The sequence below is a fragment of the Polynucleobacter sp. SHI8 genome (assembly GCF_027944005.1).
GTDB lineage: Bacteria > Pseudomonadota > Gammaproteobacteria > Burkholderiales > Burkholderiaceae > Polynucleobacter.
The window spans coordinates 753,210-765,377 of record NZ_AP027204.1; the positions used below are offsets into that span (position 1 = coordinate 753,210).

Consider the following 12,168-nt stretch of genomic DNA (forward strand, 5'->3'; position numbering starts at 1 on the left):
GGGAAAGATTTTCCCAATAAACCCATACATTTGATCATACCATTTGCGCCCGGTGGAGTTACCGATATTGGGGGGCGATATATTGCTCAACAGCTTTCTCAAAAATTAGGCGTTGAAGTCTATGCAGAAAATAAGTCTGGAGCCTCTGGTAACATAGGCGCCAGTTATGTCGCAAAAGCTGAGCCAGATGGTTATACCTTATTAGTGGGTTTTGATGGCACGTTAGTGATTAATCCGCATATTTTTGAAAAAATTCCGTTCAATACAATGAATGATTTTTCTCCTGTTGGTAAGATTGGAGATGCTGCTCTTATCTTGCTGGCAAATCCCAATTTACCTGCAAAGACAGTAAAAGATGTGGTTGTTTTATCTTTGAAAGAGCCTAAGGGCTTATCCTATGCAACATCAGGTATCGGTGTAACTCCGCATATTGCTGGGGAATTGTTAAAGCAAAAAACGAAGGCTAATTTAGTTGCGATTCCTTATAAAAGTGGTGGTCAGGCATTGATTGGCTTGATTGGTGGGGATGTTCCATTAGCTTTCACTAATTTAGCTGGGGCAACTCAGTATGTAGATAGTGGTCAATTAAAACCAATTGCAGTATCAGCAAAGAGTCGCGTATCGAGTTTACCCAACGTACCAACTTTCATAGAAAGTGGCTTTAAAGATATCTCTGTCATGTCTTGGATAGGATTATTAGCTCCTGCAAAAACTCCTAGGCCGGTGATTGCGCAATTAAATAAAGCCCTCAACGAAATATTAAATTCTGAGCAGACAAAAGAAAAGCTAAGTGGGCTTGGTATTTTGGTGACACCGACATCGCCAGAAACTTTTTCTGATGAAATGAAATCAGATCTTGAGCTTTACGAGAAAATTGTTAAATCCGCAGGTATTAAAGCCCCTTAACCTTATAAATCAGAGTAAAAAAATGAAAATTAAAACATGTTTATTGCTGCAGCTAAGCTTATTGTTACTCATCGTTTGTTCTAAGGTAAACGCTCAAACTGGGGACTTCCCCAACCATCCAATTAAGTTAATTGTTCCAATTGCTCCAGGAGGTGGGACTGATATTATTGGGCGAAAGGTAGCGCAAAAGTTAAGTGACATCTTGCCACAATCCACATTTGTAGAAAACAAAGCGGGTGCAGGTTCTTTAATTGGTACTGAGTTTGTTGCCAAAGCTCCACCAGATGGTTATACATTATTAGTAGGTGGTTTATTTAACATGGTCATGAATAAGGCCTTGATGAAAAACTTGCCCTACGATCCTATCAAAGATTTCATCCCCATAGGATACATTTCAGCGAATGCATTTGTATTGTCCGTTCGACCAGATTTGCCCGTCAACTCTTTGTCTGATATGGTTAAGTTAATGAAAGATAAGCCTGGACAGTTCACCTATGGATCTGCTGGCATTGGTACATTACAGCATGTTTGGGGAAATATTTTGGCTGATCAATTAGGACTAAGCCTAACTCATGTGCCATTCAAAGGTGCACCACAAGCTTATCAAGAAATGATGGCAGGTCGCTTGGACATGATTTTTGATAATGTGGCAGCATCCAAGTCTTTTGTTCAATCGGGGCGATTAAAAGGGCTTGTAACCTCAGGTGAAAAGAGATCTCCCTTGTTTCCGCAATTACCCACTATTAATGAAACAGGATTAACGAAATTTCAAGGAGAAAGTTGGTTTGGTGTTTTTGCTCCGGCAAATACCCCAGCCCCAGTTGTTGCCAAATTGCGTCAAGCCTTAGCTCAAGTCAACAAAGACCCAGAATTTATTGCCCTAGTAGAAAAAGACGGTGGCAGGATGTTAAATGTATCAGCAGCAGATCAACAAGCATTTCTGCAGGATGAAATTAATCGTTGGGTGCCTTTGGTTGCCAAAAGTAATGTGAAAATTGATTGACATCCTCTCCTTCCTGAAAGAAGGGGATTTCTTTCTGATTTTTCGTTTAACTTGAGAGACTAACTGCCAATTCAGTTGGGGAAAATAACTTCTATAAAATAAATGTCAACTAGTTAATGCCGATTAGCGTTAATGGAATGTGAATTAAGTAGTTTCTGTTTTCAGAATTAAAGTTACTCTTTGATTGGGGATTTAGTATGCGAGGCTTCAATAAAAAAGCTTTATCGATCATTGCCATATTAGCGTCTTTAACGGTCGCTTCTGAAGCGATGGCTTATAGAAACTGGCATCCTCGTTGGGGTTGGGGAGTTGGAGCAGGCTTTGTAGGTGGCGCAGTTGTTGCATCTCAATATCCTCGACCTTATTACTATCAACCTTATCCGCCGCCAGTCATATATCAACAACCAATAGTGATCCAGGCCCCACCTGTTTCAAATTATCAGATACCATCTCCCACTGCAGCCAATCCTTCCATTTGGTATTTCTGTGAGTCAGAAAACAACTTTTATCCTAATGTGGCGACTTGCCCAGAAGCTTGGAAGCCTATTCAAACAGATCCATCTTCGGCATATACACCACAAATACCACCCCCTACAGTCTCAGTTGCTCAGTAGTTCAGTAGCTAAAGCCGTTTGTGAACATTGAAGATTGTTTATTCATCCAAATAGCCTATATTATTAGTAATACGACTATGAATATAACTAAATGAAATTTCCTTTTTTACTCAAAAATTACGGCCAAACCACTAAGAAAGTGATTTGGTTAGGTTTGGGTCTTATCCTTACCTTGATTTTATTTGGGTATATTGCAATTGAGGCAGCAAGGTTACGTCAAACTGAATCTTGGGAACGACAGATCGAGAGCATTACGTTGTCACTTTCTATCCAAACATCCCAATCCATTGATACAGGGTATGTCGTTTTAGACACGTTAGTGAATGCAATTACGAAATATGAGTTTAAGGATGAAGATGATTTTAGAAAGAAAATGTCAACAAAAGAAGTTTTTGACATTTTACAAAATCGAAAAATGGGTCTTTCTCAAATTGAGGTGGTCTCAATCATTGGAGCCAATGGCGATAATCTAAACTTTTCGAGGTTTTATCCAGTTACTGGCATTAATTTAAGTGAGAGAGATTACTTTCAAGCACAAAAAGAAAATTCAAATTTACCTTTATATGTTAGTAATTCTGTAAAAAATAAGGGAAATGGTAAATGGACTTTTTATTTAAGTAAACGGATTAATGACGCTCAAGGTCGCTTTGTTGGAATAGTTTTAGTTGGTTTTTCAGTAGATTATTTAATTGAGTTTTATGAAAAAATTGCTGAAAATTTAGGGCCTGGTGTAACCATTAATCTTTTCAAAGATGACTTTTCTTTGTTGGCAAGGTATCCATCTAAAGATGTTGCAATTGGGATGAAGGTTACTGAGGGAGCAGCATATCAGATAATAGAAGTTCAGAAAAAGAAAAATGGTATCTTGCAATTAAATAATGTGCGAGTAACAACTGGAATTGCAGAGCCTAGATTATCATCCGTCAGATTGGTTGAAAAATACCCACTCATTAATGTCATTATCGTTCCAATGGATGTGGTTTTAAGTGGTTGGTATAAAGTGGCTTACCAAATTGCTTTTGTTATTTTGTCTGGTATTTTGGCGATTGCGATTGGTATGCGATATTTTATAAGGGCTTTGAATTTGCAGGAAGTTAATTTTCAAGAGTTAGAAGAGTTAAAAACTTCTGCAGAAATGGCTAACCAAACTAAATCAAAATTTTTGGCAACCATGAGTCATGAGATTAGAACTCCTCTGAACGGTATTTTGGGGATGGCTCAAATTCTATTAAGTCAAAAAGTAAGCGATTTAGATAAAACTCATCATATTCAAACAATTATTAATTCAGGTAAAAATTTACAAACACTTTTAAACGATATTCTTGATTTTTCCAAAGTAGAGGCGGGAAAGATTGAATTGTTTGAATCACCGATTGTTCCGACTGAGCTAATTCAAGAAACGATCGATTTATTTTCTGAACTTGCTAAAAGTAAAAACTTAGAATTAATGAAAGTTTGGCTAGGACCCAATCATCAAATGTATTTAGCTGATCCCGTCCGTTTGCGGCAAATGCTTTCAAACCTTGCAAATAATGCCATTAAATTTACGGATGAGGGGTTTGTTCGGATTGCGGCGAAGGAAGTTACACGAGAGGGTGATCGTGCGGTTTTAGAGTTTGCAGTAACAGATACTGGCATGGGGATTAATGAGCATGACCAAAAATTACTATTTCAATCATTTTCCCAAGTAAATACTACCAATAAGTCCGTTCAAAGTGGCTCAGGTTTGGGCTTATCCATCGTCGCTAATTTAGTTAATCTGATGAATGGAGTTTATGGAGTAGTGTCGACTATTGGAAAGGGCTCGACTTTTTGGTTCAGAATTCCAGTGAAATGTCTGGAGATGGATGCAAATTTACCTCAAAAAAATGAAGCGATCACGGTGGGTCAAGATCACCATTTGAAATTGCAAGAATCTATCGGAAAAGTACTTGTTGCTGAGGATAACCAAACGAATCGATTGGTTATGTCTGCGATGATCAAAAGCATAGCCCCTAAAATGATTATTGAAGAAGTAATTAATGGCAAATTAGCTTTAGAAGCATATATGAAGAGCCCAGATTATGATCTCATTTTGATGGATATTCAGATGCCTGTAATGGATGGTATTGAGGCCTCACAAAAAATACGAGAATTCCAGCGAAATAATGGGTTGAAAAAAATTCCAATTGTTGCTGTTACAGCTTACGCATATGCTGAGGACAGAACAAAGTATTTGACATTGGGTATGGATTTTTTAGCAAAACCTATTGAGATTAATGAGCTTAAAAAAATCTTTACTAGTTGGTTGCCTAATCAAGATAGTGTCTTAGCGCCAATCAATTCTGAACCAAAAAACGTCCTTCAAATATTCGATAAAGAGGGTATGTTAACGAGGCTTGGCGGAGATCGTCGATTAGCCGTCAATATTATATTATCGGCAACACAAGAGATGCCAAAGTTCATTGATCAGCTATATAGTTCAATTACTGAGGGGAATTGGGTTGAAGCAAAATCAATTACCCATACTTTAAAAGGTTTGTTTGCACAGTTAGGGGCAAATCATTTAGCTAATGAGTTTCTTCAATTAGATCATCAATTAAAGCAGGGTTTATTTGTAGACCCAATGGAAATTTCCGAAATTGAAAAGGACTATAAAATATTTTTAGATGAACTAATAAAAGAAAATATGATTCGACAAACAGATTTAGAGAACGATCTTTGATCGATGGGGGTCAACCTCAGGTATAACCGTGACCTAGGGATATACTATTTACCCAAAAACTATCAAAAACTATAATAGTATTTAAAATATTCAATAACAATTCATATAAAGGTAATCCATGGAGAATGTTAAGGGTTTTGTCAGAAGAATCGTCACGGGACATGACGATCAAGGGCATGCGATTTTTACTGAAGATGGAGCAGCTCCTTCAGTGCATACGAACCCAAAACGGGAGGGGTTTCATCTAACGAATTTATGGGTTACCCATGAAACTCCGGCACCAATTAATAATGATGCTGATCCAACTTCGGCGCCCTTACAACTTGAACCACCTAAAAATGGCTCTGTTGTCAGAATTATTGAATTTGGGCCCGAGGGTGAGTGGTTAAAAAAGCTGGATAATGATGGGGCAAAGACCGCATTTGGGGCAATGGGTACAGATAAAGCATCGACTTATCGACCGGGGGGGCATCCTTTGATGCATCGCACCGAAACTGTTGATTACGCACTCATTTTGGAAGGTGAAATTTATATTGTTTTAGATAAAGAAGAGCGCTTGATGAAAACCGGTGACTTTTTAGTCGAAAGAGGCACCAATCATGCTTGGGCTAACAGGTCTGGTAAGCCATGTAAGGTGTTGTTTGTCTTAATTGACGGGAAATTTGATCCAGAGATTGCCAAACATTTTTAAGGAATATCATGAAAATTTTCCTCAAAACTATTTTAATAGGTATTTTCACATTACTCATCAAGCCATCTTTTGCGGTTGAATTGAAAGTATTTAGCGGCGGTCCATTTGAAGCAGCTTTTCATGAATTAGCAAAGGATTTTGAAGCCAGCACAGGGAATCGGTTAGTCATTGAATATGGAACGGCGCCTCAACTGCAGCAAAAACTGACTGATAATGTAAGTGGAGATCTCATGTTGACCGCCACTAATCTAATGAATCGACCAGAAAATCAAGCAAGGTTAGTGGACGGTACTATGGCTTTAATTGGTAAAGGTGGTGTAGGTATTATGGTAAAAAAAGGTAATACTCTGCCAATTATGAATAACCCAGAAGCATTTCGAAATGCAGTTACACAGGCAGATCGGCTTATTTATAACAAAGCCTCAACGGGCTTATACATTGATCAATTATTTAAAAAAATTGGATTAGCAGATAAGTTAGAGAGTAAAACTGAGCGTTTTGTCAATGGTGACGATGCGATACAACGTGTGATTCGTGGCACTGTGAATGAAATTGGATTTGGTGCAATTGCTGAAATCAAACTCAATGAGTCCAAGGGCGTTGTTTTAGCTGGACCTTTGCCGGATGACTATCAAAATTACACCAATTATTCAGGGGCAGTGATGAAAAGCTCAAAACACCCAAAAGAAACTCAGCAATTGATTGAGTATTTGCAATCTGACAAATCCAAAGTACTTTTTAAAAGAACAGGCATTGATTAAGTATTAGCACCTTCATCAGTCCAACTTGGAACTCGACCAGCAAGAATGGCTTCTTGAGCAGAAAAGTTCAGTTCTACTTTGATGCCGTTGATTGGTTCGCGCATGAACAATTGGTACAAATTGGAGTTATGCGCTTTTCTTTCACTATATTCCACACCATTTTTTTGTAAGCGCTCGATAAATTCGAGCATACCGCTGCAGTTGAAGCAGACGTGGTCGATACGGCCTGAGCCTAGATTGCCACCACCAGAATAATCTTTATTAGCCTCATCTTGTGGAGTACTTAAATAGACATCTTGATGATCAGAGAACTTGGCTTTACCAATATGTACGACATCTTGTTCACCGATATAAAGCCAATAGACTGGGAAGCCAAATTCAGGGTGGTAACCACTCACAAAACCAAGATTATTACAAAACCAATCTCTTGTTCCCTCAGGATCATGCGTCAATATGAGAATATGTTCCATAAATTTTAGGGGCATTTTAGTCTCCTTGGATTTAATTATTTTCAATTATAGAAATAAATCTACCATCTTCCATTTCTAACTTGGGTCTTATCCAAATGGTATGGTTAATCAATGCTTCATAGACATAGGCATCTTCTAAAGTAGCCTCTATTTTTGCCAAGTGTAAAATGCGATAAAAACCACCTGTTTTTACGTGTTGTAATTTTTGTCCCGGTAAAAATGTATTTTGATGATTTGTCATATGAATTATTCCTTGAAACATACTAACATTGATCGCTTACTCCATTGCAACCAGAATCCTTGATGAAATTAATTGAGTGGGAAATGCCCTATGGCAAATACGCTGGGATAAAACTGGCTGATTTGCCAGGGCATTATTTGGCATGGTTTGCAAGGGAAGGGTTCCCCAAAGGTGAACTTGGAGAACTTTTAGAGCTCATGCATACGATTGATCACAATCAAATGAAATTTTTAATTGATCATTTGCGAAATCAGTAGTGTAAAAAGTAGTATATTAGTTAGATATAAAAAACTAAAAAAATAGGAGACAAAACATGAAGTGGATAAAATTTCTTCTTTGGATTGGCTTTGCTACTCAAGCCAATATATCTTTTGGCTCAGATGCATACCCCACCAGAACGATTAAGTTTATTGTTCCATATGCTGTAGGGGGCTTGCCCGATATAGTTATACGGCGAGTTGGACAACGACTGTCAGAAAAAATTGGACAACCGGTTGTTATAGATAATTTACCAGGCGCTGGTGGAATCAATGCGGGGCAGGCATTAATGAATTTACCAGCTGATGGATATCATTTTATTTTTTCAGATAGTGCCATGCTCTCTATTACACCGCTCGTATTTAGCAAAGTTCCATACGATGTGAAAAAGGATTTTTTACCCATATCTTATGTGGCTAAAGCACCATTTTTTCTCGCCGTTAATCCTAAAGTACCAGCCAAAAATTTAGAAGAGTTTATTCAATTAGCAAAAAGCAAGCCAGGTGAAATTAGTTGTGGATCCTCGGGTGAGGGCTCTTTACATCATTTAACGATTGAAGCGATGCAAATTGCGTTTGGCATCAAGGTTTTACATATACCCTATAAAGGTACTGGGCAGTCTGTTCCTGCGGTGATTGCTGGTCAGGTAGATTGTGTATTAGCCGCAATGCCCTCGTTAGCTGGATTTGTAGCAAGTGATCGTGTTCGTATATTAGCTTCAGCAAGTGCGAACGTATCCCCATTAGCGCCGAATATTAAACCTATGGGGCAAGATATAAAAGATTTTGATTATGCATTTTTACTAGGAGTGATTGGTAGGCCAGGAACTCCGCAAATAGCGATTGATAAGTTAAATTCTGAATTTGCCGAAATCATGAAAGAGCCAGAAATGATTCAAAAGCTGGCCGTGATTGGTGTAGAACCTATAGGGCAAGGATCCGAAGCATTTAAAAAAGCGTTGGATAAAGATGCGGAATCATTAAAAAATACGGCTAAAAAAGCTGGCATATTACCAAAGTAAATGGAGAGTTATCAGTGGAACAAGTAATACGTAAATTATCTCGAACACCTTCAGATTATCGTTGGCCTGAAGGAGGTGCCACAAGGGTGCCTTTTTGGGTATATACCGATGATGAAATTTACCGTAGGGAACAAGAAAAAATATTTGGCGGTGCAACATGGAACTATGTTGCACTAGAAACTGAAATTCCCAATCCAGGTGATTTTGTAAAAACTTCCATAGGTGATAGACCCGTCATCGTAGTCCGAGACAAAGATAGCTCAATCAATGTGATTGCTAATAGTTGTGCACATCGGGGCGTCGCCTTTTGTAAAGAGTCTAGAGGGAATGCACAAAGTTTTACATGTCCATATCATCAGTGGAATTATGATCTCAAAGGCAAATTAGTGGGTATTCCTTTTCGCCGAGGTTATAAGAAACAAGGTGGCATGCCGGATGATTTTGACTTAAATGAGCACTCGGTTAGATCCCTAAAAGTCCATAGTCGACATGGTGTTATTTTTGCTAGCTTTGATCATCATGTAGAGCCCTTCGAGGAATACATTGGAACTAACATGCTGAGTTACTTTGATCGAGTATTTGATGGTCGAGAATTAAAAGTACTTGGGTATGAAAGGCAAAGCATCGATTGTAATTGGAAGTTAATGTTTGAAAATATTAAAGATCCTTATCACGCAAGTGTTTTACATGTTTTTTTAATGACATTTGGTTTATTTAGGATGGATCAAGAGTCTGCTGTGGAAATGGACGAAACAGGTCGTCATAGTGCTTTAATTAGTCGGCGAGCTGGTCAAGCTACTGCTGAAGCAGCTCAAGAGATGAAAAATAATTTAAGAAGTAATTTCACTTTAGAGGATCCAGATTTACTTGATGTTGTAAAAGAATTCCCTGGGAACAATAGTGTGGTGATGTTAACTTTATTTCCCAATATCATTGTTCAACAACAATCCAATACCTTAGCTATGCGTCAAATTGTTACAAGAAGTCCTGGAGTATTTGAATTGCATTGGACCTTTTTTGGTTATGCTAGTGATAGTGAGGAGATGATTAAACGGCGTGTTCGTCAAGCTAATTTAATGGGGCCATCTGGCTTGGTATCCGTTGATGATAGTGAAGTCTTAGCTATGTCACAGTCGGGAATGTTTCCTTATGATAATGATCAAGTTGTATTGGAGATGGGTGGTCGAGAAATTAAAGACACGGAACACATGATTACAGAAGTTGCAATAAGAGGGTTTTATCAACATTATGCAAAGGTAATGGGTTTATGAATCAAATTTTACCGGCAGAATTAGAAGCAATTGTTTTAAATCACAAAATACAAACCCTCAACAACGAATATGCTTTGGCATTAGATCAAGATAATCTTGATAAGTGGCTTTCATTTTTTTCTGAGGAATGTTTGTATAGAATCATTTCGCGTGAGAATCATGAGTTGGATATGCCGATTGCTGTGTGGCATAGTGATAGCAAAGCCATGTTACGAGATCGAGTTTTAGCATTGAGAGATTCAACTTTATATCGCCCTAGATACTTAAGGCATTTAATTTCTGGAGTCACAATTAATCAAATAAAAGATGATGTGATTTACTCACAGGCTAATGTATTGATAGCGGAAACTGTGGTTGATTACAAAACTCAAATTTTATTATCTGGAAGATATCTGGATGAAATAGTGGTTGAGGAAGGTCAATATAAATTTCGAAATCGTATTTGTATTTATGATTCAATACTTTTACCAACCTCATTAGTTTATCCAGTTTAAATTTAATTTTTAGGGAATTTTATGCAACAACAGTTAGAAAATGTATTGTTTCAGACGATTGATCAAGTTTCATTTATCACTTTAAACATGCCAGATACCGGCAACAAGATTCCACAATCTGTTGTTACCAGATTAGGCGAGTTACTAGAACAAGCTAGCCTAGATCATTCATTGAAAGCGGTCGTGATAAATGCACATGGCGAGCATTTTTGTCAAGGCCGAGATGGTGGGAAAAAAGCGAATGAAACTCCACCAACGCCTCTTCAGCTCAGGGAAAAAATGATGGGGCCAATTACCAAAGTCTATTCTGCACTGCGTGCTATACAAGTTCCCGTAGTTGCTATTGTTCAAGGGGAGGCTAATGGTTTTGGCGCTGCTTTAGCAGGATCAGCTGATATCACTATCGCGGCCGATAATGCACAATTTTCTTTTCCTGAATTATTAGTAGATATGCCGCCAACTTTAGCAATGGCAACAGTCATGGATCGAGTGGGGCCAAAGGCACTCAGTTGGCTTGTCTATACAAATGCGCATATTTCTGCCCAAAGGGCTTGTCAAATTGGTTTAGTGAGTGAAGTAGTGCTACTCAATGAATTATTACTTGCTCAAGACAAACTGCTTACCCAGTTAAGAGCGAGATCGATTCCTGCATTAGCTACGGTTAAAGACTTTTTGGCAAATTGTCGATTGGATGAGTTTGGTCAAGCAGCAAATTATGCAAAAAATTCCTTAGCATTAGTATTGAGTTCAAAGTAATAGGTTCAATATGTTAAAAAATATCATGATTTTTTTGGCATTCCATATTTTTACTTTTAACTATGCAAATGCTCAATCCAATATTGTTAAGATTATTGTTCCGTATGCGCCTGGTGGTAATGTAGATAATATTGCTCGTGTTTATAGCAAATATGTTAGTGAAAAATTTAATGAGAATTGGATCGTTGAAAATATAAGTGGTGCAAATGGGGTTATTGGGGCATCACATGTAGCTAAATCTAAGCCTGATGGTAAAACTTTATTATTTAGTGCAGATGTTCATTCAATGGCTTCGTTGGTGATTAAATCTGTTCCATATGATGCGATTAATGACTTCACCCCTATATCCCTTGTTGCTAAAGCGCCATTAATATTTGTTGTGAATCCAGATTCTGTTAAATCTAACAATTTGACGCAATTGATCGATGAAATTAAACTCAATCCTGAGAAATTTAATTTTGCGATTTCAGGTGCGGGCTCATCTCCACAACTTGGTGCAGAAATATTTAAGTCGAAAACTAATTTATCGTTATCAACGATTAATTATCGTGGTACTGGTCCTGCAGTAACTGACTTGGCTGGAGGCCATGTGAATTTAATGGTAGTTACACCCCTTGCAGTGATGCCTCTTATTAAGGCGGGTAAATTAAAGGCTTTAGCAGTAACATCTAAAAATCGTTTTTCACCTTTGCAAGATATTCCTACAACCGCAGAGGCTGGTATGCCAGGATTTGAGTTAGAGAACTCTTATGGTTTTTGGGGGCCTAAAGGGGTGCCTTCTTCGCAAGTATCAAAAATCAGCCAACAATTAAAAAAAGTCAGTGAAGACCCTGAATTACAACAAAGGCTTATAGAGTTGGGGGTTAATACTGCTTGGGTTTCTTCTGAAGATACAGCAAAGCATATTACAAAAGAATTTAAACGTAATAAAGATATTTATAACAAAGCAAATATCAAACCAGAATAATTTTTAATGAA

Annotated in this window: 14 protein-coding genes; 12 read left to right on the forward strand and 2 right to left on the reverse strand. The window is 37.8% G+C overall.

The genetic code is table 11. From position 1 onward, the window contains the following. Positions 1-30: 30 nt before the first annotated feature. From QMN06_RS03870 to QMN06_RS03895, 6 genes are all read left to right on the forward strand, one after another. Positions 31-906: a tripartite tricarboxylate transporter substrate binding protein gene (locus QMN06_RS03870; protein ID WP_281971218.1), complete on the forward strand. Its 876-nt coding sequence runs from the start codon at positions 31-33 to the stop codon at positions 904-906. A 22-nt stretch (positions 907-928) separates the two neighbouring features. Beyond that, positions 929-1,909 carry a tripartite tricarboxylate transporter substrate binding protein gene (locus QMN06_RS03875; protein ID WP_281971219.1) on the forward strand — a complete coding sequence of 327 codons (981 nt, stop codon included), beginning with the start codon at positions 929-931 and terminating at the stop codon, positions 1,907-1,909. A 197-nt stretch (positions 1,910-2,106) separates the two neighbouring features. Continuing rightward, entirely contained in the window at positions 2,107-2,523 is a 417-nt protein-coding gene (locus tag QMN06_RS03880) for a hypothetical protein (RefSeq protein WP_281971220.1), read from the forward strand. 91 nt (positions 2,524-2,614) lie between these two features. Then, on the forward strand, positions 2,615-5,227 hold the full coding sequence (locus QMN06_RS03885; RefSeq protein WP_281971221.1) for a hybrid sensor histidine kinase/response regulator: 2,613 nt from the start codon (positions 2,615-2,617) through the stop codon (positions 5,225-5,227). A 118-nt stretch (positions 5,228-5,345) separates the two neighbouring features. After that, positions 5,346-5,918, forward strand: coding sequence for a cupin domain-containing protein (locus QMN06_RS03890; RefSeq protein ID WP_281971222.1), 573 nt, complete (start codon positions 5,346-5,348; stop codon positions 5,916-5,918). Between the two features lie 8 nt (positions 5,919-5,926). After that, positions 5,927-6,679, forward strand: coding sequence for a substrate-binding domain-containing protein (locus tag QMN06_RS03895; RefSeq protein WP_281971223.1), 753 nt, complete (start codon positions 5,927-5,929; stop codon positions 6,677-6,679). On the opposite strand, the gene QMN06_RS03900 is transcribed toward QMN06_RS03895, so the two are convergent. Next, a complete protein-coding gene (locus QMN06_RS03900) occupies positions 6,676-7,164 on the reverse strand; it encodes a VOC family protein (RefSeq protein WP_281971224.1) in 489 nt (162 codons plus the stop codon). The two genes, QMN06_RS03895 and QMN06_RS03900, sit on opposite strands and share 4 nt — an antisense overlap. A 16-nt stretch (positions 7,165-7,180) precedes the next feature. Continuing rightward, a complete protein-coding gene (locus QMN06_RS03905) occupies positions 7,181-7,390 on the reverse strand; it encodes a hypothetical protein (RefSeq protein ID WP_281971225.1) in 210 nt (69 codons plus the stop codon). Between the two features lie 44 nt (positions 7,391-7,434). Here QMN06_RS03905 and QMN06_RS03910 point away from each other — a divergent pair, with 44 nt between their 5' ends. From QMN06_RS03910 to QMN06_RS03935, 6 genes are read left to right on the forward strand one after another with little or no spacing between them, the layout of a single operon-like run. After that, positions 7,435-7,647, forward strand: coding sequence for a DUF3820 family protein (locus QMN06_RS03910; RefSeq protein ID WP_281971226.1), 213 nt, complete (start codon positions 7,435-7,437; stop codon positions 7,645-7,647). Positions 7,648-7,703: 56 nt separating this feature from the next. Beyond that, the gene (locus tag QMN06_RS03915) at positions 7,704-8,669 is read left to right on the forward strand and encodes a tripartite tricarboxylate transporter substrate binding protein (RefSeq protein WP_281971227.1); all 966 of its coding nucleotides are present in this window, start codon (positions 7,704-7,706) and stop codon (positions 8,667-8,669) included. 14 nt (positions 8,670-8,683) lie between these two features. Continuing rightward, positions 8,684-9,940, forward strand: a complete 1,257-nt coding sequence (locus QMN06_RS03920; protein ID WP_281971228.1) for a Rieske 2Fe-2S domain-containing protein — start codon at positions 8,684-8,686, stop codon at positions 9,938-9,940. Further along, a complete protein-coding gene (locus QMN06_RS03925; RefSeq protein WP_281971229.1) occupies positions 9,937-10,434 on the forward strand; it encodes an aromatic-ring-hydroxylating dioxygenase subunit beta in 498 nt (165 codons plus the stop codon). Before QMN06_RS03920 ends, QMN06_RS03925 begins: the two co-directional genes overlap by 4 nt. Before the next feature lie 21 nt (positions 10,435-10,455). After that, positions 10,456-11,190: an enoyl-CoA hydratase/isomerase family protein gene (locus QMN06_RS03930; RefSeq protein ID WP_281971230.1), complete on the forward strand. Its 735-nt coding sequence runs from the start codon at positions 10,456-10,458 to the stop codon at positions 11,188-11,190. A gap of 10 nt (positions 11,191-11,200) precedes the next feature. Continuing rightward, positions 11,201-12,157 (forward strand): tripartite tricarboxylate transporter substrate binding protein, encoded by a 957-nt coding sequence (locus tag QMN06_RS03935; protein WP_281971231.1) that lies wholly within the window; start codon positions 11,201-11,203, stop codon positions 12,155-12,157. The last annotated feature ends 11 nt before the right edge of the window (positions 12,158-12,168 follow it).